At 59.1% G+C, this 26094-nt stretch carries 18 protein-coding genes and 3 pseudogenes; 17 read left to right on the top strand and 4 right to left on the bottom strand.

Annotated elements, in window-relative coordinates; all coding sequences use genetic code 11:
- Nucleotides 1–5: 5 nt before the first annotated feature.
- Nucleotides 6–1298 carry a serine hydrolase gene (locus KW568_RS28750; protein WP_004575181.1) on the bottom strand — a complete coding sequence of 431 codons (1293 nt, stop codon included), beginning with the start codon at nt 1296–1298 and terminating at the stop codon, nt 6–8.
- 160 nt (nt 1299–1458) lie between these two features.
- Entirely contained in the window at nt 1459–2355 is an 897-nt protein-coding gene (locus tag KW568_RS28745; RefSeq protein ID WP_003253209.1) for a LysR family transcriptional regulator, read from the bottom strand.
- A 180-nt stretch (nt 2356–2535) separates the two neighbouring features.
- Here KW568_RS28745 and KW568_RS28740 point away from each other — a divergent pair, with 180 nt between their 5' ends.
- The 7 genes from KW568_RS28740 (at nt 2536) to KW568_RS28710 (ending at nt 13431) form a co-directional block, all read left to right on the top strand.
- A complete protein-coding gene (locus KW568_RS28740) occupies nt 2536–3420 on the top strand; it encodes an alpha/beta fold hydrolase (protein ID WP_173881342.1) in 885 nt (294 codons plus the stop codon).
- A gap of 162 nt (nt 3421–3582) precedes the next feature.
- Nucleotides 3583–5472 carry a DUF1302 domain-containing protein gene (locus tag KW568_RS28735; protein ID WP_259537349.1) on the top strand — a complete coding sequence of 630 codons (1890 nt, stop codon included), beginning with the start codon at nt 3583–3585 and terminating at the stop codon, nt 5470–5472.
- 10 nt (nt 5473–5482) lie between these two features.
- Complete coding sequence (locus tag KW568_RS28730) at nt 5483–6838, top strand: DUF1329 domain-containing protein (RefSeq protein ID WP_100774163.1); 1356 nt, start codon at nt 5483–5485, stop codon at nt 6836–6838.
- A gap of 90 nt (nt 6839–6928) precedes the next feature.
- Entirely contained in the window at nt 6929–8059 is a 1131-nt protein-coding gene (locus KW568_RS28725) for a YCF48-related protein (protein ID WP_004575185.1), read from the top strand.
- A 2-nt stretch (nt 8060–8061) separates the two neighbouring features.
- A complete protein-coding gene (locus KW568_RS28720; protein WP_064615151.1) occupies nt 8062–10410 on the top strand; it encodes an RND family transporter in 2349 nt (782 codons plus the stop codon).
- Between the two features lie 143 nt (nt 10411–10553).
- Nucleotides 10554–12260 carry a long-chain-fatty-acid--CoA ligase FadD1 gene (gene fadD1, locus KW568_RS28715; RefSeq protein WP_259537344.1) on the top strand — a complete coding sequence of 569 codons (1707 nt, stop codon included), beginning with the start codon at nt 10554–10556 and terminating at the stop codon, nt 12258–12260.
- A gap of 262 nt (nt 12261–12522) precedes the next feature.
- A complete protein-coding gene (locus tag KW568_RS28710; protein ID WP_003253225.1) occupies nt 12523–13431 on the top strand; it encodes a LysR substrate-binding domain-containing protein in 909 nt (302 codons plus the stop codon).
- A 66-nt stretch (nt 13432–13497) separates the two neighbouring features.
- Here the strand turns inward: KW568_RS28710 and KW568_RS28705 are convergent, their stop codons facing one another.
- Nucleotides 13498–15201 (bottom strand): BCCT family transporter, encoded by a 1704-nt coding sequence (locus tag KW568_RS28705; RefSeq protein ID WP_003253226.1) that lies wholly within the window; start codon nt 15199–15201, stop codon nt 13498–13500.
- A 398-nt stretch (nt 15202–15599) separates the two neighbouring features.
- Between KW568_RS28705 and KW568_RS28700 the strand changes: the two genes are divergently transcribed.
- The 9 genes and pseudogenes from KW568_RS28700 to KW568_RS28660 form a co-directional block, all read left to right on the top strand.
- The gene (locus tag KW568_RS28700; protein ID WP_003253228.1) at nt 15600–16790 is read left to right on the top strand and encodes an aromatic ring-hydroxylating dioxygenase subunit alpha; all 1191 of its coding nucleotides are present in this window, start codon (nt 15600–15602) and stop codon (nt 16788–16790) included.
- 10 nt (nt 16791–16800) lie between these two features.
- Nucleotides 16801–18246, top strand: a complete 1446-nt coding sequence (locus tag KW568_RS28695; protein WP_010955853.1) for an aldehyde dehydrogenase family protein — start codon at nt 16801–16803, stop codon at nt 18244–18246.
- Nucleotides 18247–18258: 12 nt separating this feature from the next.
- Nucleotides 18259–18420: pseudogene (locus KW568_RS28690) on the top strand (rubredoxin); the annotation flags it as partial.
- On the top strand, nt 18409–19644 hold the full coding sequence (locus tag KW568_RS28685) for an NAD(P)/FAD-dependent oxidoreductase (RefSeq protein ID WP_227743113.1): 1236 nt from the start codon (nt 18409–18411) through the stop codon (nt 19642–19644). The pseudogene KW568_RS28690 and the gene KW568_RS28685, both read left to right, overlap by 12 nt.
- Nucleotides 19645–19653: 9 nt before the next feature.
- On the top strand, nt 19654–20982 hold the full coding sequence (locus tag KW568_RS28680) for an FAD-binding oxidoreductase (RefSeq protein ID WP_003253234.1): 1329 nt from the start codon (nt 19654–19656) through the stop codon (nt 20980–20982).
- Nucleotides 20979–21350, top strand: coding sequence for an ethanolamine utilization protein EutQ (locus KW568_RS28675; protein WP_003253236.1), 372 nt, complete (start codon nt 20979–20981; stop codon nt 21348–21350). The genes KW568_RS28680 and KW568_RS28675 overlap by 4 nt, the downstream gene beginning before the upstream one ends.
- 30 nt (nt 21351–21380) lie before the next feature.
- Nucleotides 21381–22538, top strand: a complete 1158-nt coding sequence (locus tag KW568_RS28670; protein WP_014861159.1) for an MFS transporter — start codon at nt 21381–21383, stop codon at nt 22536–22538.
- Between the two features lie 147 nt (nt 22539–22685).
- Nucleotides 22686–22919, top strand: a pseudogene (locus tag KW568_RS28665) (GABA permease); the annotation flags it as partial.
- Nucleotides 22904–23104: pseudogene (locus KW568_RS28660) on the top strand (transketolase family protein); the annotation flags it as partial. The pseudogenes KW568_RS28665 and KW568_RS28660, both read left to right, overlap by 16 nt.
- 111 nt (nt 23105–23215) lie before the next feature.
- Here the strand turns inward: KW568_RS28660 and lpdA are convergent.
- Nucleotides 23216–24616, bottom strand: a complete 1401-nt coding sequence (gene lpdA / locus KW568_RS28655; RefSeq protein WP_004575188.1) for a dihydrolipoyl dehydrogenase — start codon at nt 24614–24616, stop codon at nt 23216–23218.
- A gap of 207 nt (nt 24617–24823) precedes the next feature.
- On the opposite strand from lpdA, the gene cfaB reads away from it, so the two are divergent.
- Entirely contained in the window at nt 24824–26008 is a 1185-nt protein-coding gene (gene cfaB, locus KW568_RS28650) for a C17 cyclopropane fatty acid synthase CfaB (RefSeq protein ID WP_004575189.1), read from the top strand.
- Nucleotides 26009–26094: the final 86 nt, after the last annotated feature.

The following is a 26094-nucleotide window of genomic DNA, read 5'->3' as shown; positions in this document are numbered from 1 at the left end:
TCCCTTTAGAGTTTAGTGGCGATGGCGCGGAACGCTGCTAGAGTTTCTTCCGAAGTTTTCTTGGGGTCGTACGCAGGATTGGTACTCAGCTGAACCACCACCAACTGCTTGGGCTGATTGACATAAAGGTATTGTCCGCCAAAGCCTATTCCCATGAACTCTCCCTCTCCGCCAACCGGAACCCACCACTGGTGGCTGTAACCAAACAGAGGGCGCTCTGGCAATTGCTGCAGGAAAGGTTCGGAAGGGTGCATGCTTTCATTTATCCAGGCCTTGCTGATCAGCTGTTGGCCTTGCCACTCTCCGCCATGAGCCAATAGCATCCCCATGCGGCCAAGGTCGCGCAGGCGTGCATTCAAACCCACCCAGGCATGCTCTATCGCCTTGCTCTTATCGGTCTGATCGAGGAGCCAGTAGGCACTGCTCTCTGTGCCTATTCGCGACCAAATATTGTTCTCCATGAACTGCGATAGGGAGGTGCCGGTAACACGCTCGACAAGCATCCCCAGAACCTGAGTATTGGTATTGATATAGGTGAATCGCTCACCGTGATGGCTGCGCTCGCTGTACAGTGCAGTAGTAGGATGCTGCCGGATTGACTGATTGCAGCCGAAGCTCTTACCTGCGGCGGCTTCAATGTCTCTTCCACGGCCCGCGGCTTCGGGGTTCTGTCCTGCGAATTGCATTGCGGTGGTCATGTCCAGCACCTGGCGGACCGTGGCTGTGGCATAAGCACTGTGTGCCAGTTCCGGTAAATAGCGGGTTATTGGGTCGTCCAGGCTAGCGATCTTTCCTTGCTCCACGGCGACACCGACCAGCAAGCCAACTAGGGACTTGGTCATCGAGTTGATCAAGAAATGGCTCTGCTGCGAAGCGCCGTTGAAGTACTGCTCTTGCAGAATCTGCCCATCGTGCAGAACCAGAAAAGCGTTGCTGCGCGTGCTTTTCAGAAAGTCGTCGAGACTGCGTTCCTTGCCTTCATAGCTGTAGTCGACCTTGCCCAGAGGCTGGCCTGCGGTTAGCGCGAAAGGCTTGGCCGCAGCGGGGATTTCGCGAGACGGGAAGTGCTGATAAGCGTTCCGATAATTCTGCGGTGCCGATGCGGTGGCCGTGGAGAAGTAGCTTGCAACTGCCTCTATATTCTTGGGCCCACAGACGCTGTCGGCAGCGGCGGCAGGCAGTACTGTGCCCCCGGCGAGAGAGAGAACCAAACCTAGGCTCAGCCCCCCTTGTTTTGCTATGCGACTGAGGCTGACAGCCGTTTGAGTTAATGGGTCTATTTTTTTTGTTGTGAACATTGAGGTACTCCGGCGCCTGAGAAATAAGTTGTGCGTACGTAATGGACGCTCGACTGCCAAGGCTAGAGTAGGCGGGCAGATAGATAACTAACAGTTCATTATATTCATTGATTGATGCATTTTAAGTATCGGTTATTGAAAGCACACAATAGGCTTGTGTTCAGGCCAGCGTAGGCAGTAGCTCCTGACACAGCTCTATGAAGCGTTGTGCGGCTGGAGAGCGAGAACGGCCAGCCAGCTCGATGGCGCATAGCTCGATCATGAGTTCCAGCCCGGCGATATCCAGTATCACCAGACTGCCTTCGTCCAGCTCTGCTTGGAACTGTCGTTCCGGTGCAACCATCACGGCATCTGTCTCTAGCGTTATCTGTTTGAGCACGTGGAAGTCGCTGCACAGCACGCTGATGTTCAGTTCGGCTAGCGCGGGGTGTCGCTTGTACACGGGATGGCTTGGCGAAAGCTCAGTGGCTGAAACCAGGGGGAAATTCATCAGTTCCGTCAGAGGAATGCCTTGCTGTTGTGTCAGCGGGTGGCCGCTCCTTACGACGAGCGAAATTCTCAAGCGCTGGAGCTCTTGCCATATCAGCCCTTCAAAGTGTCGATAGCTGCCCACGCCGGCAATCACCAGATCGTAGCTGCAGTTTGTCAGGCCGTAGGCAAGTTCTTCCGAAACCCCCTCGCGGATTTGCACCTGTATATGGGGGTGCTGCTTTACGAACTTGGGTAAGACCGTGCACAAGATCAGCTCCCGGGAGGCCCGCCCCATACCAATCGACAGCTTCCCCGATTCTAGGTTGCGGTAAAGCCCCGCTTCGCGTTCGAGCTCTTCTACCTCCAGCAACAAGTGGGCACAGCGGTCCCTGATTTTTAGATAAAAATCGGTGGCCTGCATACCGCTCTTGCTCCTGTCAAACAGCCGTACTCCAAAGGCCTCCTCTAGATTTCCGAGGCTGCGAGTCAGTGCCGGCTGGGTGATGTACAAGGCCTCGGCAGCGCGGTGGATGCTTCCATGTTGATGAATGGCCATCAGGTGTTTGAGCTGTTTGAGGGTGAGCATGGTGATTCCTAAAATGCATCGATAAATAATTTTTTTAAACTATTTATATTTATTTCACAAGCCTAGACTCCGGCGCACACAACAAATACAAACGCCATATCACGGGTTCTCGGTACCCTGAGCCAAAAGATCAGGCGCAGCCTTAGCCCGTGCAGTCGGCCTAGCCAGTGAGAATTACTCATGCGCCAGTCTCCGTTCTCGATGCAAGCAATGCGCTCAATTACTCCCATGGTTCTCGCCGCCCATATTTTCTGCGGCCTCATGCTGCTGCAGACGCCGGGTTTGAGTGAGGCACGTGAGTTGATGGTGAAAGAAGACCAGCGCAGCATTCATGTTGAGGTGCTCGGCGAGGGCCTGCCCGTGGTGCTCATTCCCTCGCTGGGCCGTGGCGCGCAGGACTTCGATGATCTGAAGATGCGTCTGGTTGATGCCGGTTATCAGGTAATCCTGCCGCAACCGCGCGGCATTGGCCAAAGCAGCGGACTCACTGTGGGACTGACGCTGCAAGACCTCGCAGCGGATGTGTACGCGGTCAGCAAGGCCGTTACCAACAGCCCTGTTATCGTGGTAGGCCATGCTTTTGGTAACCGAGTGGCACGTACGTTCGCCAGCGAGTATCCGCAACAAACCAAGGGCGTGATCCTGCTAGCGGCCGGTGGTTCGACCAACATCCCCAAAGAAATAGTCAAAGCCCTGCGCGACAGCTTCAGGACGGATCTGCCTGAGGCGGAACATCTTGAGGCTGTCCGCTTGGCCTTCTTTGCTGAAGGCAATGAACCGGCGGCTTGGCGTGACGGCTGGTACCCCGAGGTGGCGATTTATCAGGAAGCCGCTACGAAGGCCACCCCGCTCCAGAGTTGGTGGGCGGGCGGTGTGGCACCCATGCTGGTAATCCAGCCTCTGGAAGATCGCGTGGCCCCGCCGGCAAATGCCGACAAGCTGCTCAAGGCCTACCCCGAACGGGTGAAAGTTCAGAAGCTTGCCTACGCCGGCCATGCGCTGTTGCCCGAACAACCGCAACAGGTCGCCGACACAATTATCAGTTGGCTGCGCGAGCGTTTCTGAGGCCGATCCTTCACTCACAACTGCGATTGTCCGGCCGGTTTTCGGTGGCTTGAGTTGAGTTAGTTAGCCCTAGAAACCGAACCGCAGTCCTCGCCCGGTCTTACCGACTTGCGACGATACAAGTAGCACCCCATCCAATAACAACAATAAGGAGGGAGTCGCATGACTTCACTCGCCAACTTCTCCATGCATAGTCGTAGCTGGCTGGGCAAAGCCGCCCTGACCTTGACCCCCTTGGCCTGCGCCATTTCGTTGCAAGCTAATGCCGGCGAATTTGAGTGGGGCGAGATTAGTGGCCGCGCCAACGGCAGCGTCACCACCGGGGCTATTTGGAGCGCGGAAAATCCTAATCGGAATTTGATCTTCCAGGGCAATGCCGACCACAACGGGTATGGCTCAGCAGGCCAATTCAACCCCACTGGTGCACGTAACGCCGACGACAGCCGCCTCAACTACAAAAAAGATGATTTGGTGTCTTCGCCGACCACCCTGCTCGGCGAAGTTGAACTCAACTGGCGCAACTTCGGTGCCTTTGTGCGCGCCAAGGCCTGGTATGACTACACCTTGGAAAACTCCAAGGTCGAACACGGCCACTCGCCCAATGGCTATGAGACGGACAGCAAACTGGACGACAGTCACTTCGACGAAATGGCCAAGTTTCAGGGCGCTGAGCTGCTGGACGCCTATGTGTTTGGCGACTTCGATCTTGCCGATCACCCGCTGCATCTGCGCGCCGGCAATCAGGTGATCAACTGGGGAGAGGGGCTGTTCTTCCAGAACGGCCTGAACGCCGTTAGCCCGGTGGACGTGGCCGCCCTGCGCCGCCCCGGCGCGCAGTTGAAGGAAGCCCTGCTGCCGGTACCGCTGCTGTATGCCAACTTTGGCCTGACCGACGCCCTCAGCGTAGAGGCCTTCTATCAGTTGCAATGGCGTCAGTCGGTGCTGGAAGGCTGCGGGACCTACTTCGCACTCAACGACTATTTTCCCGAGGGTTGCTACGGCATATCGCGTGGGTCCCTCGCGCAGAATCCGAACGACCAGGTTGGTTATGCCCAAGACTTCATCATTCACCGAGCCGAGGACGACGAGGCGCGCAACAGTGGCCAATTCGGCCTGGCCGCCCGCTACTATGCTGACAGCCTGGGTGCAGAGTTCGGCGCCTATGCGATGAATATTCACTCCCGCGCCCCCACCCCCAGCGTGATGACCGCCCAGCGCGCGGCAGGCGGTGCTGGCTGGATTGCCGGTCAGCAGGCCACTAACGTCGAGTATTACGCAGCCTTCCCCGAGGATATCCGCATCTTCGGCCTGAGCTTCTCCACCACACTGCTTGGCACCTCGGTGTTCGGCGAATACAGCTATCGGCCGAACCAGCCGGCAGCCCTGCATTCCGGTGACATTATTCCGGCCTTCGCCGGTAACCCAGTCGCCACTGCAGGGTTGATCGGCGAGAACCTGACTCTCGGCCAGGACGCCATCAATGCCACGTCCGGCTCACGCTTCAATGGCTACGACCGTCTGGAAATCTCGCAACTATCGCTGGGCTTTATCAAAACGGTATCGCAGGTACTAGGTGCGGACAACCTCAGTTTGATGGGCGAGGTGGCTGCCAAGTACATACACAATCTGCCAAGCCTCGATGATCGTCGTTATGGCCGCACCGACTCCTTTGGCACCAACTTCGCCGCCAATCAGGGCCTCGGCTCGGCAGGCTGCACGGTAGGGGTCAATGCGCGCTACCAGAAGGAAGTCTGCAGCAACGAAGGCTTCGTTACCGATTTCTCCTGGGGCTATCGCTTACGCGCCCAGTTGAACTATCCGGGTCTGTTCGCCGGGATCAACGTTTCGCCCTTCGTAGCCTTCGGTCAGGACGTGAATGGCACCTCCTATGACGGCAACTTCTTCGAGGATCGCCTGCTGGGCTCGTTCGGCGTCAAGGCTGACTACCTGCAGAACTACTCCGCCGAACTGTCCTGGGCCGGCTCCGGCAACTCCTTCTGGGCCCCAACCGATAAAGACTTTATCGCCCTCAGCCTGCGCGCAGGCTTCTAAGTAAAGAGGTATGCAGATGAATCAGCACCTATTGTCCAGCGTCATTCTCGGCGCACTCATCAGCCTCGCCAGCGGCTCCGCGCTGGCCAAGCTAGACGCCGCCGAAGTGGCGCGCCTGGGCCAGGACCTGACCCCGGTCGGGGCCGAGAAAGCCGGCAATGCCAGCGGCACCATCCCGGCTTGGGACGGCGGTCTGACCACACCGCCTGCTGGCTTCGACGCTAGCAAGGGTTATCTCGACCCATTCGCCAACGAACAGCCGCTGTACACCGTGAGCAAGGCCAACATGGGGCAGTACGCCGATCAGCTGAGCGTCGGCCATAAGGCCATGCTGGAGAAGTACCCCGACTACAAGATGGCGGTCTACCCGAGTCATCGCACCGCGGCGCTGCCCCAGACCGAGTACGTGCAGATCGCCAAGGAGGCCGGCATCGTCGAACTGGCGGTAAGTGGCAATGGTATGTCCCGTTACGATAAGACCTCGGTGCCTTTTCCGATTCCCAAGACTGGTCTGGAGGTAATGTGGAATCATCTGGTGCGTTATCGCGTGGGTGGTTTTATCGACTATCCCACCGAGATGGTGGTGCAATCCGACGGCAGCTTCACCCCGGTGCGGCGTGTGCGCAAGGTCGTCATGGCAACTGCCTTGGGTAATCCTGAACCAAACCGTTTGTTCTACCTCTGGAACAACGTGACCTCACCGGAAAGCGTGGCGGGCGCCCAGACCCTGATCCACGAGCCCATCGACCAGACCAAGGAATCCCGTCTGGCCTGGACCTACAATCCTGGCCAGCGCCGCGTGTTGCGGGCTCCTGAAGTGTCCTATGACACCCCGGTCAGCACCTCTGACGGTCTGCGTACCAATGATTCGGCTGACCTGTACAACGGCGCCCCAGACAAGTACGACTGGAAGCTGGTCGGCAAAAAAGAAATGCTGGTGCCCTACAACACTTACAAGCTGGCGGACCGCACGCTGAAGTATAAGCAGATCATCCAGGCCAACCACCTGAACCAGGACCTGATGCGCTACGAGCCGCACCGTGTCTGGGTGGTCGAAGCTACCCTGAAACCGGGCGAGCGGCACATCTACGCCAAGCGTGTGTTCTACATCGACGAGGACAGTTGGGGCATCCTCGCGGTCGACCTCTACGACGGTCGCGGTGAGCTATGGCGTATGCAGGAGGCTCATAGCCTGCAGCGCTACGATGTGCTGTCGAGCATTCAGATCAGCGACGTCATCTACGACCTGCAGGCCCGCCGCTACCTCGCCTACGGCCTGGAGAACGAGGAGAAGCTCACCGAGTTTGGCGTCAAGGCCAGCATCAAGGACTTCAGCCCTGCCGCGCTGCGCCGCAGCGGTCGCTAAGCCAGCACTACTCCAAGTGGTACTTGGGTCGGGCGGCGTGAGCCCTCGGCCCTTTTTAATTCGTAGGTTTAGTTTTGAGGGCTTCCCGTTATGAAGACGCTCACCTGCCTGGTGTTGGCGCTCGGCCTGAGCGCCAGTTTCGCATATGCGCACGGTCCGGCAGCACTGTCCGACCGCCTGGAGCGGCCGGCGCGGCTTTCGCCACTGGCGGCCCAGTCGTTGTTCACCGACTCTCAGGTAGTGGACGGGCGAGTGGTGCTAGTCGGCCAGGATGGGCGGGTGCTAGTGCGCGCCGCCAACGGCAGCCTCAGCCAGGCCCGTGTGCCAGTCGAGGTGCTGTTGACCGCGGTGCATTTTGTCGATGCGCAGCAGGGCTGGGCTGTCGGTCATGACGGCGTGATTTTGCATAGCGTGGATGGCGGAAGGAGCTGGCAGAAGCAGCTCGATGGTCGTGCCATCAATGATTTGGCGAAGGCTTGGGCTGAGTCTGAGGTGACCCGGCTTGAGACGGCCAGTGCCGCGGCGGCGGATGACGAGGCGCTGAGCACAGCTCTGGAGAGCGCCCAATTCGCCCTCGAAGACATTCAGGCCGGCAGTGAGTATGGTCCGTCGCGGCCTCTGCTGGATGTCTGGTTCAAGAATGCCAAAGAAGGCTGGGCGGTGGGCGCCTATGGAATGTTTTTGCACACCGTTGATGGCGGTCAGCACTGGCAGTTCCTCGCCGGCCCGGAAAACCCCGAGCGCTTGCATCTAAACGGCTTACTCGGGCTGGCTGACGGCGGTTTGCTGGTAGCAGGCGAGGGAGGGCAGCTGCACCGATCCAGCGACGGCGGCCAGCATTGGGAGACGCTTGACTCCGGCAGCAATGCTTCGCTGTACAAGTTGTTGCAACTGAACGGAGGTCGCCTGCTAGTGCTCGGCTTCGGCGGCACGCTGCTGAGCAGTGACGATCAAGGTGCCAGCTGGCAACCCCTGAGCGTACCGGCCCGAGCCGGTCTGTATGGCGCTGCACAACTGGTCGACGGCAGCCTGCTGCTCGGTGGTCATGGTGGTGTGCTCCTGCACAGCGACGACGGCCGGAGTTTTGAACTCTGGCAGTTGCCGGGCAGGAAGAATGCCTGGCTGAGCGTAGCCGAAGCTGCACCTGGACAATTGGTTCTAAGTGGTAACGGAGGCCTGCTGGCCTTGTCGTTGGCCGAGTTGAAGGAGCAAAAGCAATGACCATGCCGCAATCCTTGCCGGACAACCTGACTACTCTGAACCGCCTGGTCGCTATCAGCGAGCGCGTCCTGTTCCGCAATCGTCCCGCGGTGCTTGGGTTTTTTCTGTTGGTATCGCTGCTGCTGGCCTATTGCGCCTTGTCAGTACGCCCGGATGCTAGCTTCTCGCGGATGATTCCTACTGGCCACCCGTTCATCGCGAACTACCTGAAGTTCGAAGAGGTGCTGCGTCCGCAGAGCAACGTGCTGCGGGTGGTGGTTGAAAACGCCGAAGGCGAGATCCTCAATCAACAGTTCTTGGAAACCCTGCGTAAGGTCAACGACAAGATCTTCTATCTGCCGGGCGTCGACCGCGGTAACTTGAAGTCGCTTTGGACCCCGAACGCCATGTGGGCGGAGGTTACCACCGAGGGGCTGCGCGCCGGTCGGGTGATCCCCGACACCTACGACGGCGGGCCCGAGTCGCTGGCCCAGGTGCGGCAGAACATCCAGCGCGCCAACATGATCGGCAGCTACGTCGCCAACGATTTCAAGTCGGCGGTGATCCGCGTGCCCCTGCTGGAAAACGATCCGGACAGCGGCAAGCCGCTTGACTACGGCGCTTTCGCCAAGGCCATGGAACAGCAGGTGCGCGAGCACTTTGCCGATCAGGGTGTGAACATCCGCGTCATCGGCTTTGCCCAGATCATCGGCGAACTGCTTGACTCCGCCAGCGACATCGCGCTGTTCTTCGCCGTCACTGTTGGCCTGATCACGCTGCTGCTGTACTTCTATTGCCATTGCTGGCGCAGCACCATGGTGACGGTACTGACCTGTCTGCTGACAGTGGTCTGGCTGCTCGGCTTGCTCAGTCTGGGTAATTTTGGCCTGGATCCGTACTCGATCCTGGTGCCGTTCCTGATTTTCGCTATCGGCATTAGTCACGCGGTGCAGAACATCAACTTGATGATGAGCGAGATGGGGCAGGGCGCTACGCCGCTGGAGGCCTCGCAACGTACCTTCCGCGCGCTGTTCATCCCCGGTTCGACGGCGTTGATCGCCGATGCCGTGGGCTTCATCACGCTGCTGGTGATTGACATCGGCGTGATCAAGCAACTGGCCATCACCGCTAGCATCGGCGTGTTCGTTGCTCTGTTCACGAAGATGTTCCTGTTGCCAGTGCTGATGTCCTACGTCGGTATCAGTCCGCGCGGCCTGCGCCAGCAGGAAAAACGCGCCAACTCCTCCTGGCCGGTGTTCCGTCGTGTGGCGCGGGTGGTCGAGCCGCGTTTCGCTATAGCGCTGGTGCTCGGCAGCCTGCTCCTGCTCGGCTATGGCTACCACGCCAGGCAGGACCTGAAGATCGGCGATTTAGACAAGGGGGCGCCGGAGTTCCGCCCAGAGTCCCGCTACAACCAGGACAACGCCTACCTGCTGGACCACTACAGCACCAGCACCGATGTCTATGTGGTGATATTCAAAACCCCACAGGAGCAGTGTGCGCGTTTCGCCGCCGCCGACCTCGCGACCCAGTTGGAGCAGACTCTACAGGAAGTCGAAGGTGTCGAGTCGGTGCAGTCGCTGTACCGCACTATGCGCTTCAACATACTCGCGCGTAACGAAGGCAATCCGAAATGGGCCGAGTTCTCCCGCGACCAGTTCGTGATGAACAACGCCCGCTCCGGCGTCGCCGCCGAGTTCGTCGACCCCAACTGCAGCGTTGCCCCAATCAGCCTGTACCTGGCTGATCACAAGGCCGAAACACTGACCCGGGTAGTCAACGCGGTCGAAGCGTTCAGCAAGCAGTACAGCACCGGCGACTTTGAAATCCTCCAGGCCGCTGGTAATGCCGGGATTGAGGCGGCCACCAACATTGTCATCAAATTCTCCGAGCCACTGATGCTGTTCCTGGTGTTCGTGATCATCTCGCTGGTGGTCTGGTGGGAATTCAGGTCGCTGAAAGTGACTTTCGCCCTGATGGCTCCGCTGTACCTGTCCACGGTGCTGTGCGAGGCAGTGATGGCAAAGATGGGGCTGGGCGTGAAGATCGCGACGTTGCCGGTGATCGCTCTCGGCGTCGGCATCGGCGTGGACTATGGCATCTATCTGTACAGCCGCATGGAGGGCTTCCTTCACCAGGGCCTGAGGTTGCGTGCGGCGTTCTTTGAGGCGCTGAAAACCACCGGCACCTCGGTGGCTTTTACCGGCCTCACCCTGGCACTGGGGGTGGCCACCTGGGTGTTCTCGGCACTGAAGTTCCAGGCCGACATGGGCCTGCTGCTAGTGCTGCTGTTTCTCTGGAACATGGTCGGCGCGTTGCTGCTGATGCCTGCGCTGCTGTCACTGCTGGTCTTCAACAAAAGCAATCGCTGAGCGGTATGCCTCGCGCTTACCAAGTGTCAGTGCGAGGCAGCGAGGTACTGCCAGGCCTGAATCCAAGGACATAACCGCACAGAACACAACGATCAACTGCACTGTTGCTGTGAACATAAACCGTTGTTTAGGAGTGGGTTTTCATGACCGATAATTTTTGGAAGGACAAGTATCCCGTTGGGGTTGCTGCTGAAATAAACCCTGACCAGTATCCGAATATCCAGGCGGTACTGAAAGAGTCCTGCCAACGTTTTGCCGACAAACCAGCTTTCAGCAACTTGGGTAGAACCATCACCTATGCGGAGCTGTACGAGTTGTCGGACACCTTTGCTGTCTATTTGCAGCAGTACACCGACTTGCAACCTGGTGATCGTATCGCCGTGCAAATGCCCAATGTGCTGCAGTATCCGGTGGTGGTCTTTGGTGCCTTGCGTGCTGGCCTGGTGGTGGTGAACACCAATCCGTTATACACCGCTCGGGAAATGGAACATCAATTTAACGACTCCGGTGCCAAGGCCTTGGTTTGCCTTGCCAACATGGCCTACTTGGCCGAACAAGTGCTACCTAAAACCGGCATCGAAACCGTTATCGTCACCGAAATCGGTGACCTGCTTTCGCCATTCAAGCGTGTGCTGGTAAACACCATGGTCAAACATGTGAAGAGGATGGTGCCGGCCTATAAGCTGCCGCACGCCATTCCGTTCACTACAGCGATGGTACAAGGGCGGGGAAAAACGGCTAAAGCGGTCAATCCGAGCAGCGCTGATATTGCCATATTGCAATACACCGGCGGCACCACGGGCGTAGCTAAGGGAGCGATGCTGACTCACCGCAACCTGATCGCCAACATGCTGCAGGCCAAGGCGTTGATGGGTTCGGAAATGCGTGAGGGCGTCGAAGTGCTGATTGCGCCATTGCCGCTGTACCACATCTATGCGTTCACCTTTCACTGCATGGCAATGATGCTGATGGGTGGGCATAACGTGTTGATTACTAATCCGCGTGATTTGCCAGCGATGACCAAAGATCTGGCCAAGCACCCGTTCACTGGTTTTGTCGGCCTCAACACTTTGTTTGTCGCCCTGTGCAACAACGAGGCGTTTCGTCAGTTGGATTTCTCCAACTTAAAAGCCACGTTCTCGGGCGGTATGGCATTGCAAGTCGCCACGGCCGAGCGTTGGACGCAGGTCACCGGTTGTTCGATTTGCGAAGGCTTTGGCATGACCGAAACCAGTCCACTCGCTTCGGTAAATCCGTTTAGTAACATCCAGATTGGCACTATAGGCATCCCGGTGCCTTCGACTCAGTGCAAAGTAATCGACGAAGCCGGCAAAGACCTGCCACTTGGGGCGCGCGGCGAGCTGTGTGTTAAGGGACCACAGGTGATGAAGGGCTATTGGCAACGTCAGGAAGCCACCGACGAAATCCTCGACAAGGATGGGTGGTTGAAGACTGGTGATATCGCGGTAATTCAGGCCGACGGCTTCATGCGCATCGTCGATCGTAAGAAGGACATGATTCTGGTGTCTGGCTTCAATGTTTACCCTAACGAACTGGAGGACGTGCTGGCCACCTTACCAGGCGTATTGCAGTGTGCCGCTATCGGTATTCCGGACGAGAAATCCGGTAAAGCGATCAAGCTGCTGGTGGTGGTTAAACCGGGCAGTGAGCTGAGTACAGAGCAGGTTATGGAGCACATGCGCGCTAACGTCACCGGCTACAAGGTACCTAAGGCGGTGGAGTTCCGTGAAACCTTACCGACCACCAACGTCGGAAAGATTTTGCGCCGTGAACTGCGTGACGAAGCGCTGCGCAAACACGCTGCATCGGCGGATAAGGTCCAAGCCTGAAGAGAAAACTTCAGTGGGACACCCTACTGAAGGGGCGAGGTTCGGAATTGACCGTCTAATGGGAGTTTGAAGGTGTCTTCGAAACCAGGGGTGATTCAATGGCATTAAAAGTGATTGGGATATTGCCTATTCAGGGAACGAATATCTTTCTGCAAATGTGCAGTATAGTGAACCGGTTGCTTCGTTCTGCCCTGAATGCGTTAGAGAGGAAACCGCCACTCCAGTGAGCGGATGATAATAAAAATGAGTGGAACCCCTGCCTGTGAAAATCCAGCCTCTTCCGCCGCTCAACAGTCTTCATGCGTTTGAGTCTGCGGCACGCCACTTGAGCTTTACCCTTGCCGCCAAGGAATTGAATGTTACCCAGGGTGCAATTAGCCGTCAGGTTCGCCTTCTTGAGGACTACCTGGGCAAGGCACTATTCACCCGTACCACCCGCAGCATGTCCCTGACCCCCACCGGCGCGCAGTATTACGAAACGGTGCGTGAATGCATGCTTCACCTGGCACGCGCCACCGGCGATATACGCCAGTGGCAAGGCAACCAACAAGTCACCGTTGCCACCAGTACCGCCATGGCGTCGCTGTGGTTACTGCCCAAGGTGTCGGAATTCCAGAGTGCCCATGAAAACATCGACCTGCGGATCATCGCCCACGATCATGTGAAGGATTACGCCAGGCTCGACAGCGACCTGGCGCTTTACTACTGCAACCCACCGCCCAAGGACATGGCTGTCACGCCGCTGTTCTCGGAAGAAATCTTCCTGGTGTGCAGCCCGACCTATCTGGCCAGGCATCCGCAACTGAGCAGCATCGAAGGGTTGTCGTCGTGTACCTGGCTCTGGCTTGAAGACTCCCAGCGCGACTGGGTAGGTTGGCCCGAATGGTTCAAGCGCCTGGGATACGAGCCCATGACCCCCAAGCATCGCGTCAATATCAACAGCTACGGTATGCTGATCCAGTCGGCGATCAGTGGCCAGGGCGTGGCCCTGGCCTGGGGCAACCTGGTGGACGATGCGTTGAGCACCGGTGCGCTGGTCAAGCCCAACGATGTGGTACTCCAGACCGACGCCAAGTTCTGCCTGCTGGAGTCGTCCACCGAGCGTGGTCCTCGTGAAAGCGTGCGGCTGTTCCGGGACTGGTTGATGGCCCTGCCTTCGGTGCAGAAATAGCCTGGCCAAAACACAAGACCGACAGCTGATGGCTGTCGGTCTTGTGTCTTCCAGGGTGGCTTTAGGTTAGCTGGCTTTCTTCGCTGTCAGCCCCATATCAAGCCCCTCGCAGGCCAAGGGCCCAGCCACCGGCGTGATGCCTTGCGGGTGAATCCCTGGTATAGGCAGGCGCCCACCCGGCGGCGTATCAAGCAGGCCGTCAGCCATCTCCTGGCGCAAGCTGCGCATCAGGGTGTAACTAATCAGCAGGATGAACCCCGCAATCGGCAATCCCGCCGCAATGCTCGCCATCTGGATCGCCTTGAGCCCCCCCGCCATCAGCAGAGCCATGGCTATAGCACCTTCCAGGATGCACCAGAGCAGGCGGATACTCTGCGGCGGGTTGGCGCTGCCCATGGAGTTCAACGTACACAGCACCTGGGTGCCGGAGTCGGCCGAGGTGATGAAGTACGTCGCCAGCAGGATACAGACCAGCACGCTCAGCACCTTGCCCAACGTACCGGCGTCGATCTTGTGCAGCAGGGTGAACATGGCAGCGGTGGTTTCCTGCTTGGTCGCCAGCAATACCGTGCCACCTTCGAACTTGGCCTTGTCGCCCTGCAGCTCACCACTGGCAACCAGTTCTGCGTGCTGCTGACGATCGAGCTGCTCAGCCTTGAGCGCGGTACCACCGAACACCGACATCCAGATGATCGTCACCAGGGTGGGTACCAACAGCGCGCCGGCGATCAGTTCACGGATGCTGCGGCCTTTGGAAATTCGCGCAATGAACAGACCGACAAACGGGCCCCAGGTCATCCACCACGGCCAGTAGAACGCCGTCCACCAGTTCTGCCAGCCGCTGTCCTTCTGGGTATCGCTCCAAAAGCTCAGACCCACTACATGGCTGGCGTAGTCGCCGGTGCTCTCCAACATCAGGTTGATGATGTAGCGGGTTGGCCCCAGCAGCAGGATCAACACCACCAGCACCACCGACAACAGCATATTCCATTCCGAAAGGCGCTTCATGCCACGCGACACGCCGGCCATCACCGATACGGTAGTAACCAGGGTAATGAGCACGATCAGGGTGATCTGCACCCCCAGGCTGATGGGCAGGTCAAACACCTGGCTCAGCCCGGTGTTCATTTGCACCACGCCCAGGCCCAGCGACTGGGATACACCGAACGCGGTAATCACCACGGCAAGGATGTCCACCACATGTCCGATGGGCCCATAGATGCGCTCACCAATCAGCGGGTAAAGGATCGAGCGCATGCTCAGCGGCAAGCCCTTGCGATAGGCAAAGTAAGCAAGGCCCAGGCCAACGATGGTGAAAATAGCCCAGGGATGCAGGCCCCAGTGGAATAGGGTAATTCGCATAGCTGTGGTGGCGGCTTCGTCGGTGAGGCCGGTGGCGAACGGGTTGCCCGCGTAATGCCACATGGGTTCGGCAACCGACCAGAAGATCAGTCCGATGCCCATGCCGCCACTGAACAACATGGCGATCCAGGAGCCGAAGCTGAACTCGGGTTTGTCGTCGTCTCGCCCAAGCTTCATAGACCCAAACTTGCTGCACATCAGATAGATCAGTAGCCCCAGCACACCCGTGACGGAAATCAGGTAGAACCATTTGAAATTCTGCAGGATGAAGTCGGATGCACGTTGAAAAACCGCTGCTGCATGTTCGGCAAACAGGGCGCAAAACAGCACAAAGGCTACTACGGCCAGTAACGACCAGATCGTCACGGTGGGATTGAGGCCTTTGAGCAGGCCAGATTCGGCACGCATTGGTTATCCCCTATTGTTTTTGTTCAAGGGTTTGATGTCACGGTTTGGGTAGAGCCGCTGCCACAGGCAGGTGCCGGATCCCTGGCGGCGGTCTTCCCGCAGGCCCAAGGCGCGGTACGCTCTCTCGGGCCCTATCAAAATGGGAGAATTACCCGCTCTTCGACAAACCATTTCTAGTCATTAATTGATTACCAAAAGTCATTAATCTGAAAATTCCAGAGCCTGGCAGTTCATCAACGATTATCTACCACTGCCGTCATCGACGAATAAATCATTAATGATAAAAACTGATAAATAGCGTTGAAATAAATCGTTTGTCGCGCCCTTCTTCTCTTGCTGAAACTGGCACCAGGCATCAAGGCATTGCCTGCCGTGCATCTAACAAGAGAAAACAAAAAATGACCGTATCGACTGACTCCCGCCTTATTCCCGTCCACGTCTTGGAAACCGTTCTGGCGCCTATCCATGAAGCTCATGGCCTGACCAACGAGTTCTACACCGACCAGCGCTATTTCGAACTCGAGCGCGACGAAGTGCTGGGGCGTAACTGGGCGTGTATAGGTTTTGCCAGCGACTTGCCGACCAACAGCTACGTCAAGCCGGTCGATTTCATGGGCCTGCCGCTGCTGATGATGCGCAACCGTGAAGGCCTGGTGCAGGTGTTTCACAACGTCTGCAGCCACCGCGGCGTGAAACTGGTTCAACAGGCGGGTGAAGTGCAGGGTGTGATCCGCTGCCCCTACCACTCCTGGACCTACGACCTGAACGGAGGTCTCAAAGGCACTCCGCACATTGGCGGGATCAACCAGCACAAAGACGAACGTTTCGCATGCGAGAAACACGGCCTGAAGGCGCTGCGCACCACGATCTGGATGGACATGGTGTTCATCAACCTGTCTGGCGAGGCACCGGCGCTTGAAGAGCAACTGCAGCCGTTGACCGAACGCTGGACTCAGTTCCTGGGCAATGACGGCATGAGTCTGCTGCGTCGTGAAGCGAACGGTGGTGCTATGAGCATCGAGGTCAACTGCAACTGGAAGCTAGCAGTCGAGAACTACTGTGAGGCCTACCACCTGCCGTGGGTGCACCCGAGCCTGAACAGCTACTCGCGCCTGGAAGACCACTACAACATCATGTTCGAGGAATTCGCTGGCCAAGGCAGCCACGCCTACAACCTCTCGGCCGTTGCCGGTACCCATTTGCCGATCTTCCCATCCTGGCCACAGGACCGCCTGCGCACTGCTGAGTACGTGGCGTTCTTCCCCAATGTGCTGCTGGGCATCCAGGCCGACCATGCGTTCGCCATGATGCTCGAGCCTGTGGCGCCGGGTAAAACCATCGAGCACCTGCGCCTGTTCTACGTGGGTGACGAAGCGCTCGACAGCCGTTACGACGCCTCGCGCAAAGCGGTAATGGAATCCTGGCGCGTAGTGTTCGCCGAAGACATCGCCTCGGTCGAAGGCATGCAGAAGGGCCGCTCCTCGCCTGGTTACAGCGGCGGTGCGTTCTCGCCGGAAATGGATCTGCCGACTCACTACTTCCACAAGTGGGCTGCCCGCCAGTTGCTTGACTGTGCTCAACGCGCCTGAGGTGATCATCATGCATCCGATAGCTCCGCACTGGCTGAACTTCATCGACGGCCAGTGGACCGACAGTGAGCAGCACCTGAGCATCCACAACCCTGGCACCACGGACCTTGTGGCGACCATCGCCCAAGCCAGTGTGGCCGACGCCGAATGCGCCCTGCAGGCGGCTCGGCGCTGTGCTGACAGCAACGCTCTGAACCGTGTGCGTCCTGCGCAGCGGGTGACCTGGTTGCTTGAGGTTGCCGCGCAGATTCGTGCGATCACCGACGAAGGGGCGTGGGTGCTTTGCCAGGAAAACGGCAAGAGCCTGCGTGATGCCCGTGACGAATTCATCGAGGCCGCGCGCTACTTCGAATACTACGCCGGCATGGCCGACAAGATCGAAGGGAAGTCGATTCCGCTGGGCGACGGCTACATAGATTTCACCGTCTACGACCCCTTGGGCGTGTCGCTGCAGATCGTGCCGTGGAATTTCCCGGTATCCATCTGCGCCCGCTCCCTGGCCCCTGCCTTGGCGGCCGGCAACGCGGTAGTGATCAAGTCGCCGGAACTGTCGCCACTGGGCCTGTGCGTGCTGATGCAGGCCATCGAGCGTGCCGGCCTGCCACAGGGGGCCGTCAATCTGATCTGCGGCCGTGGTCGTGAAGTGGGTGCCTACCTGGCCGGCCATCGCGATGTCGACCAGATCGTCTTCACAGGTTCCGTCGGCACCGGCCAGAGCATTCTGCGCAGTGCCGCCGAACACGCGATTCCCAGCGTCATGGAGCTGGGCGGGAAGTCGGCGGCCCTAGTGTTTCCGGATGCCGATCGTGAGCAACTGATCAGTAGCGTTAAAAGCGGCATCTTCTTCAATGCCGGCCAGGTGTGCTCTGCCATGTCGCGCTTGCTGGTACATCGCTCTATCTACGACGAGGTTGTAGCTGACGTGGTCGCGATGGCCGAGGGGCTGACCGTGGGCCTGGGCCAGGACAACCCTGACCACACACCCGTGATTTCTGCTGCTCAGCTCGAAGGCATCGAGGCCTTGTGCCGACGTGCCCAGCAGCAAGGCGCGGTGGTCGCAACCGGCGGCGAGGCCATCAGCGGCCTGAGCGGGCATTACATGGCGCCAACCGTATTGCGCGATGTGACTGCGCAGATGGAGATCGCCCAGACTGAAGTCTTCGGCCCTGTGCTGGCAGTAATTCCCTTCGACAGCGAAGAGGAGGCCCTCGCCATTGCCAACGGCACCGTGTTCGGTCTGGTGGCCGGCGTATTCACCCAGGACCTCAATCGCGCCCTGCGCTGTGCCCGGCGACTGTGCACCGGCCAGGTGTTCGTCAACGAATGGTATGCCGGTGGCATCGAAACGCCGTTCGGCGGCGTCGGGCTCTCGGGCTTCGGACGGGAAAAAGGCCAGGAGGCGCTCTACAGCTACGTCAGGACCAAGAACCTGGCCGTGCGTATCAAGGGCGAGTGAGGAGGCAGCATGATGAAAACCTGGCTCTGCATCATCTGTGGTCTGATCTACGACGAAGCCAAAGGTTGGCCCGACGACGGCATTGCCCCCGGTACCCGCTGGGAGGACGTGCCCGAAGACTGGCTATGCCCTGAGTGCAAGGTCGGCAAAGCCGACTTTGAAATGATCGAACTCAGCACCCCGATCGCAGCAGTGGCTACCGCGCCGGTTATCCAGGCGCAACCACTGGTTGCCGCTCGTCCCGCCCAACCGGTGGTCATCATCGGTAGCGGCCATGCCGGCTACGGCCTGGCACAGGCCCTGCGCAAGGCCGCCCCGCAGTTGGAGATTCGCGTACTGACCCAGGAATCGGGCCATCTTTATTCCAAGCCCGCGCTATCCATCGCCCTGGCTCAGGGGCGCACCGCCGCAGCCCTGGCCACCGAAACGCCGCTGGCGATCGAACAGAGGCTTGGCATTCGTATCTATACCGGCTGCAAAGTCGAACGCATCGATGCCCAGGCGCAGCGCTTGTACACCAGCCTCGGCGAAATGGACTACGGCCAACTGGTGCTAGCCAGTGGTGCTTCTCCCGTGCGGTTGCCTATCGAGGGCCGCGCCGAGGCACTGCTCAGTGTCAACAACCTGCAGGATTACCAGGCGTTCCGCCAACGCCTTGATGGCGTGCGCAGAGTGGCCATTCTGGGCGACGGTTTGATCGGCTGCGAGTTTGCCAACGACCTTGCGAGCAATGGCTATCAGGTTCGGGTAATCGGCCTGGGTGCCTGGCCCATGGAACGCCTGCTGCCCGAGGCGGCAGGCCAGCACTTGCAGCAAGCGCTATCGGGGTTGGGGGTGCAATGGAGCCTGCGTACCACCTTGCAGTGCATCGAGCCGGACGGCGAAGGCTACCGACTGACCCTTGCCGACGGTCAGGTCGTCGGTGCAGACCTGGTGCTCAGTGCAGTGGGCTTGCGCCCCAACCTTGAGCTGGCGCTGGAAGCCGGCCTGGACTGTGGCCGCGGGATCAAGGTCGACGCACAACTACAGACCTCACAACCGGGCATCTATGCCTTGGGCGATTGCGTCGAGATCAACGGCCAGTTGCTGCCTTACCTCGCGCCGATCAACGAAGGCATTCGTGCCCTCGCCAAGACCTTGCTGGGCCAACCGACCGCCGCCCACTACCCATTGGCGCCCGTGACGGTGAAAACCCCGGTCGCCCCTCTGTGCCTGCTGACACCTCCCGGTGGTTGCGAGGGCCAATGGCGCTGCGATGCGACCAGCGATGGATTGAGCGCTGCGTTTCATGACCACGCAGGTGCCCTGCGCGGGTTCGTGCTGCTCGGCCGTCAGGCACAAATGCAACGAAATACCTGGCTGCAAAACTGCCAGGACACCCAACAAAATGTGGCCTGAGGCTGAACCATGAACAGTATCGTCAATCTGCCTCACGATGACCGCAATTGCGGCTGGTATGCCGCGCTGCCTGAACAGGCGCCGAGCAAGCGCCTAAGTGGCGAACATAACGCCGATTATGTGGTGATCGGTGCTGGCTTTGCTGGGCTTGCCGCCGCACGGCGCCTGGCCGAGCACCTGCCGCAGTCGCGCATTGTTTTGGTAGATGCCCAGCGAATCGCCTACGGCGCCTCCGGGCGCAACTCGGGTTTCGTCATCGACCTGCCGCACAAATTCGCCCTCGAACATCCCGATCCTCAGCATAAACAACGGCTCTTGGGCCTAAACCGCTCAGCCATCGATCAACTGCAAACATTGATCGGCCGTCACGGCATCGAATGCCAGTGGTCCCATGCGGGAAAATACCAGGGCGCGGTGGGAGAACGTGGCCAGGGTTATCTGGATCACTTTGAAAAACTGATGGCCGACCTGGGTGAGCCCTATCGCGTGGTCGGGCGTGACGAACTAGCCGGTGTACTCGGTAGCCGCTACTACAGCCGCGCCATCTACACCCCCGGTTGCTACCTGATGCAGCCTGCTGCCCTGGTACGTGGCCTGGGTAATTCGCTTCCCGGCAACGTCGAAGTGCTTGAAGAGTCGCCAATCCGCACACTCCAGAAAGACCCCTGCGGCACGTGGCTGGTGCGGGGCGACAACGGGCTGATCCGGAGCCCGCAGGTATTGCTGGGCACGAGCATCTTCACCCAGGAGTTCGGCTACTTGCGCAACCGACTCCTGCCGGTGATGACCTTCGCCAGTTGGACGCGACCACTGAGCGACGTCGAGATGGCGACGGTTGGTGCCCAGGCCGACTGGGGCCTCACCCCTGCCGACCACGCCGGTACCACCGTACGAATGACCCAGGACCGGCGCCTGATCATCCGCAATACCTACAAGCATGTCCCTCGCTACGGTCGCAGCGTAACCGATGCTACCCGCAACAAGATTCGCGATGACCATCGCAAGGCCTTCGAGGCGCGCTATCCGCAACTGGCCCAAGTGCCGTTTACCCATACCTGGGGTGGGGTCTATGCGATCTCACGCAACTTTACCAACTATTTCGGCCAACTCGATCAGGGTGTTTACGCCACCGCCTGCGACAACGGCGTGGGCGCGGCCTGGGGCACCATTTCCGGAACGCTCCTGGCAGACATGGCGGTGGGGGCGGACTCCCAGCAATTGAGTGACATCCGCGCAGTGACTGGCCTGCCCTCCCGTAACCCGCCTGAGCCGTTCTTGGGTATGGGGGTGCGGGCCCGGATCCGCTGGGCCGCGTTCAACAGTAGGAGCGAAGTATGACCCGCACACTCAGCGGAAAAGGCCCGGTGCGTCTGGTCGACCACCGGAACCTGGACTTTGTCCACCGGGGCGGGCCGCCTGGCGGCGCCTCGGTAGCGCGTGCTGTCAGTAATGAGGTGTCGCCCAACCTGGGTATCGGCTTTGCCCGCTGGGAAGGTGCTGAAGTGGCCTGGACGGTGCTCTATGACGAAGTGATTTTTGTCATTGAGGGCTGTTTTGAACTCCAGGCCAACGGCGAGGTGTACCGCGTGTCGCCAGGTCAGGTGCTGTGGATTCCCGAAGGCACGGAGCTGGTGTACGCAGGCCACGCGCTGTTCGGTTATGTGGTGTACCCGGGTGATTGGAAACAGCGCCACGGCCTTGCCTGACTACCGACCACCCTGGTCTGGGGAATCCAATTGTTCGCATTATCCAAACGGTTCGGCACGATTTATGTCGCTGCCTTGTTGATGCAGCTGGGTTCCAGCCTGCTGATGACCTACCTGGCCCTGCGCCTGAATGCTTCCGGTGTGGCGCAGGTATGGGGGGGTGCGCTTATGGCCGCCAACGCGCTGGGCATGGTGTTGGGAGCCCGCTCCGGTTATTGGCTGATTGGCCTGGTCGGCCATGCTCGGGCCTTTGTGGTGAGCGCCGGGGTGATTGTCACTGCGGTGCTCTCGCACCAGCTCAGTGATGGTTTACTGCTGTGGCTTGCCCTGCGATTTGTCGTTGGTGCGGCAATGATGGGCCAATTGATGGTCATCGAGAGCTGGCTCAACGACTGCGCACCGGTCAGCCGGCGAGGCGGCGCCATGTCGCTGTACATGGTGGCCAGCTATGTCGGCATGATGCTAGGGCAATTGATGCTCAGTCTGGGAGATGGGCTGCACACCTTGGCGTTGACGGGCGTGGCCATGGCTTTTGCCATTGGTTTGATCCCCGTGGCTCTGCACAACGGTACCCAGCCGAGCAACATCAACCAGGCCCGGATCAAACCCTTGCTGTACCTGCGTAGACTTCCTCAATCGTTGTTCACGATTCTTGCCTCGGGATTGCTGAACGGTTGCCTGTATGGGCTGACGCCGATCTTTGCTGCGCAACTGGGCTTTAGTCCGGCGCAGGTCGGGCAGTTCATGGCTGTCAGCATTGCCGCTGGGCTTCTAGCACAACTACCGCTGGGTAAACTGTCGGATCATATTTCCCGCATCACCTTGATCCGCGCTACCGCTGCATTGCTGTGCATAGCCTATTTGCCGCTGGCCTTCGGGCTGGCATCAGGGCAGCTGTGGATCATGTTGGCCGGGGCTGCCATCGGCTTCTTGCAGTTCTGTTTGTATCCGCTGGGCGTTGCTCATGCCAATGACAACCTAGAGCCGGAACTGCGTGTATCGCTGGCCGGAGTGCTGCTGATGACCTTTGGTATCGGCGCGACCATCGGCCCGCTGGTTGCAGGGGCGATGATGGAGCATGCCGGTCCACAAGCACTGTATCTGTTCGGCATTGGTGTAACGGCTATGGTTGTTTGCTTTATAAGGAATAAATCCGGCGTTGATGTGTCATTGGCAAGGTTGTCATGAAACGTCGGAGCCCAGGGATATGTCCGCCTCACTCCATTTGATGTCCGAACCAGTCAATTGAGCCCTGTTTTCGCTCTCTATGGATAAGCGGTGAAGTGCCCCTGGCACTGCACCCTACCCATAACAAGAGCAAAAGCAGGGACCATAATGACTATGACGACGTCTGGGAAAGCCAGCGATCAGTTGGCTCAGGGATTCAAGCCTCGACATGTGACCATGTTGTCGATTGCCGGTGTGATCGGCGCGGATTTGTTCGTAGGGTCCGAACAAGCGATCGCTGCGGCAGGTCCGGCAGCAATCATTGCCTATGCGCTTGCTGGCGCTCTGGTGGTGCTGGTAATGCGAATGCTTGGCGAGATGGCAGTGTCACCGCCGAAAACCATTCGATCATCGGCGGCCTGGGCGAAGCGGTGGCGGGCCTGCTGCTGCGCAACGGGGTAACGCCGACATTCCGCCAGATCGCCTTGCCCGATGCCTTCCTCGATGCTGGCGCCCTGCCGACGCTGCATGACCGCTACGGCATCTCCACCGGCGCAGTGAGCGCACAGATCAAGGCTTGGCTGTGACTTGATACCTGAAGATAGAGCCGGCCGGAATTAAAGGCGGCTCTATCCCTGTATGCCCGCCAAGCGAATGCCGAAGGCAAGGGCATGGCCTGACGCAGCGAATGGGGCTCGTCAGATTTGCATGGCCATGCCATCCACATTCATCGCCGCCTGGCGCAGGGCCTCGGAGCGCGTCGGGTGAGGGTGGCAGGTGAGGGCGATATCTTCTGCCGAGGCCGAGAACTCCATAGCCACGCAGAACTCACCAATCATCTCGCTGACGCTTGGGCCCACCAGGTGCACACCCAGTACTTCATCGGTTTCGGCATCGGCGATGACCTTGGCGAAGCCTTCGGTCTCGTGGTTGATCTTGGCACGGCTGTTGGCGGTGAAGGGGAACTTGCCAACCTTGTAGGCACGCCCTTCGGCCTTGAGCTGCTCTTCAGTCTTGCCCACAGTGGCCATCTCCGGGCGGGTATAGATCACCCCAGGGATGAGGTTGTAGTTGACCTCGTGGGGCTTGCCGGCGATGCGTTCGATACAGGCCACCGCTTCGTCTTCGGCCTTGTGCGCCAGCATCGGGCCCGAAGTGACGTCGCCAATCACCCAGACACCCGGCACTGAGGTACGGTGGTGCTCGTTGCTGAGCATGCCGCGCTTGTCGGCTTCCAGGCCCACGCTTTCCAGGTTCAGCCCTTTGGTATAAGGGCGGCGGCCGATAGCCACCAGCACGTAATCGGCTTGCAGCGATTCTGCGGTACCACCGGCGGCAGGCTCCAGCGTCAGGCTGACGCCATCGGCACCTGCGGTAGCCTGAGTCACTTTACTGCCCAGCTTGAACACCATGCCTTGCTTGGCGAGCGCCTTCTGCAGGGTCTTGGCCGTTTCCGTGTCGGTGCCGGGGCAGATGCGGTCCAGGTATTCGATGACAGTGACCTGGCTACCCAGGCGGCGCCAGACCGAACCCAGCTCAAGACCGATCACGCCAGCACCGATGACGACCAGGTGCTTGGGCACTTGCGGCAGCGACAGCGCGCCGGTCGAGTCGATAATGCGCTGGTTGTCGACGGTCACACCTGGCAGAGGGGTGGGCTCAGAGCCGGTGGCAATGACGATGTCCTTGGCCTGCAACGCGGTTTCGCTACCGTCTTCGGCCTTGACCACGACCTTGCCGATGCCATCCAGGCGGCCCCAGCCTTTGATCCACTCGACCTTGTTCTTGCGGAACAGGTATTCGATGCCCTTGGTCAGGCCTGTCACGCTCTCATCCTTCTGTTTCATCATCTGGGCGAGGTTGAGGGTGGGCTTTACTTCGATACCGAGGTGGGCGAACTCGTCACCGCTGGCAGCTTCGTAAAGCTCCGAAGCATGCAGCAGTGCCTTGGATGGCATGCAGCCGACGTTCAGGCAGGTACCGCCCAAGGTCGAGCGGCCTTCCACGCAGGCAACGCTCAGGCCCAACTGGCCAGCGCGGATGGCTGCGTTATAGCCACCAGGGCCACCGCCGATGATCACCACGTCATAGGATTTCATGGGTTCAACTCCAGGATGTAGAAGCGCGAGAGGGCACAAGGTTAAGCTGAGACGCAGAGATTGTATACAATCTGCTGTATGGATAAGATCAGTTGGTTCTAGACCATGGTCTTGTTTAGAGGAAACATCCCACAGATGAACTACTCTGATCCGGCGACGTTCGAAATATTAGGCGTCGTGGCTAATTACGGACAGGAGGGGTGTTTCATGCTTGCTCAACTTCCACCTGCATTGCAGAGCTTGCATCTGCCGCTGAGGCTGAAGCTGTGGGACGGTAACCAGATTGATCTTGGGCCTAGTCCTCAGGTCACCATTTTGGTGAAGGAACCGCAGCTGATCAGCCAGTTGACCCACCCAAGCATGGACCAACTGGGCACCGCATTCGTCGAAGGCAAGCTGGAGCTGGAAGGCGATATCGGTGAGGCTATCCGCGTGTGCGACGAGCTGAGCGAAGCGCTGCTGGCGGATGAGGATGAAACGCCGCCGCCACGTTTGTCTCATGACAAGAGCACCGACGCCAAAGCCATCTCCTACCACTATGACGTGTCCAACGCGTTCTACCAGCTTTGGCTGGACCAGGACATGGCCTATTCTTGCGCCTACTTCCGTGAGCCGGACAATACGCTCGACCAGGCGCAGCAGGACAAGTTTGACCACCTGTGCCGCAAGCTGCGTCTGGATGCCGGTGACTACCTGCTCGATGTTGGCTGTGGCTGGGGCGGGCTGGCGCGGTTCGCTGCCCGTGAATATGGCGCCAAGGTGTTCGGCATTACCCTGAGCAAGGAGCAATTGAAGCTCGGCCGCAAGCGTGTGCAAGCGGAAGGGCTTGCCGACAAGGTCGACCTGCAGATTCTCGATTACCGCGATCTACCCCAGGATGGTCGCTTCGACAAGGTTGTCAGCGTGGGTATGTTCGAGCATGTCGGGCATGCCAACCTGGCGCTGTACTGCCAGAAGCTGTTCGGGGCGGTGAGGGAAGGGGGGCTGGTGATGAACCACGGCATCACTGCCAAGCACGTCGATGGCCGACCGGTCGGGCGCGGGGCGGGTGAGTTCATCGATCGCTATGTATTCCCCCACGGCGAGCTGCCGCACCTGTCGATGATCAGCGCCAGTATCTGTGAAGCCGGGCTGGAGGTGGTGGACGTGGAGAGCCTGCGCCTGCACTACGCTAAAACCTTGCACCACTGGAGCGAGAACCTGGAGAACCAATTGCACAAGGCGGCAGCGCTGGTGCCTGAGAAGACCCTGCGGATCTGGCGTTTGTACTTGGCCGGGTGTGCCTACGCCTTTCAGAAGGGCTGGATCAACCTGCACCAGATATTGGCCGTGAAGCCATACGCCGACGGGCATCATGACCTGCCTTGGACGCGGGAAGACCTGTACCGCTGAAATCGTAAGTGTCACAGCGCTGATATGGCTTTGCAGGAGTGGCCTTGTGTTGCGAAAGGGCCGCAATGCGGCCCCTGCATTTCATC

The sequence above is a fragment of the Pseudomonas sp. HD6515 genome, from assembly GCF_024971855.1.
Lineage (GTDB): Bacteria > Pseudomonadota > Gammaproteobacteria > Pseudomonadales > Pseudomonadaceae > Aquipseudomonas > Aquipseudomonas alloputida.
This window is presented reverse-complemented; position numbering and strand designations above follow the sequence as displayed.

What these genes read in the sequence shown, in the direction of transcription:
- KW568_RS28750 (WP_004575181.1), bottom strand. Translation starts at nt 1,298, where the DNA reads ATGTTCACAACAAAAAAAATAGACCCATTAACTCAAACGGCTGTCAGC.
- KW568_RS28745 (WP_003253209.1), bottom strand. Translation starts at nt 2,355, where the DNA reads ATGCTCACCCTCAAACAGCTCAAACACCTGATGGCCATTCATCAACAT.
- KW568_RS28740 (WP_173881342.1), top strand. Translation starts at nt 2,536, where the DNA reads ATGCGCCAGTCTCCGTTCTCGATGCAAGCAATGCGCTCAATTACTCCC.
- KW568_RS28735 (WP_259537349.1), top strand. Translation starts at nt 3,583, where the DNA reads ATGACTTCACTCGCCAACTTCTCCATGCATAGTCGTAGCTGGCTGGGC.
- KW568_RS28730 (WP_100774163.1), top strand. Translation starts at nt 5,483, where the DNA reads ATGCAGATGAATCAGCACCTATTGTCCAGCGTCATTCTCGGCGCACTC.
- KW568_RS28725 (WP_004575185.1), top strand. Translation starts at nt 6,929, where the DNA reads ATGAAGACGCTCACCTGCCTGGTGTTGGCGCTCGGCCTGAGCGCCAGT.
- KW568_RS28720 (WP_064615151.1), top strand. Translation starts at nt 8,062, where the DNA reads ATGCCGCAATCCTTGCCGGACAACCTGACTACTCTGAACCGCCTGGTC.
- fadD1 (WP_259537344.1), top strand. Translation starts at nt 10,554, where the DNA reads ATGACCGATAATTTTTGGAAGGACAAGTATCCCGTTGGGGTTGCTGCT.
- KW568_RS28705 (WP_003253226.1), bottom strand. Translation starts at nt 15,201, where the DNA reads ATGCGTGCCGAATCTGGCCTGCTCAAAGGCCTCAATCCCACCGTGACG.
- KW568_RS28700 (WP_003253228.1), top strand. Translation starts at nt 15,600, where the DNA reads ATGACCGTATCGACTGACTCCCGCCTTATTCCCGTCCACGTCTTGGAA.
- KW568_RS28695 (WP_010955853.1), top strand. Translation starts at nt 16,801, where the DNA reads ATGCATCCGATAGCTCCGCACTGGCTGAACTTCATCGACGGCCAGTGG.
- KW568_RS28685 (WP_227743113.1), top strand. Translation starts at nt 18,409, where the DNA reads ATGATCGAACTCAGCACCCCGATCGCAGCAGTGGCTACCGCGCCGGTT.
- KW568_RS28680 (WP_003253234.1), top strand. Translation starts at nt 19,654, where the DNA reads ATGAACAGTATCGTCAATCTGCCTCACGATGACCGCAATTGCGGCTGG.
- KW568_RS28675 (WP_003253236.1), top strand. Translation starts at nt 20,979, where the DNA reads ATGACCCGCACACTCAGCGGAAAAGGCCCGGTGCGTCTGGTCGACCAC.
- lpdA (WP_004575188.1), bottom strand. Translation starts at nt 24,616, where the DNA reads ATGAAATCCTATGACGTGGTGATCATCGGCGGTGGCCCTGGTGGCTAT.
- cfaB (WP_004575189.1), top strand. Translation starts at nt 24,824, where the DNA reads ATGCTTGCTCAACTTCCACCTGCATTGCAGAGCTTGCATCTGCCGCTG.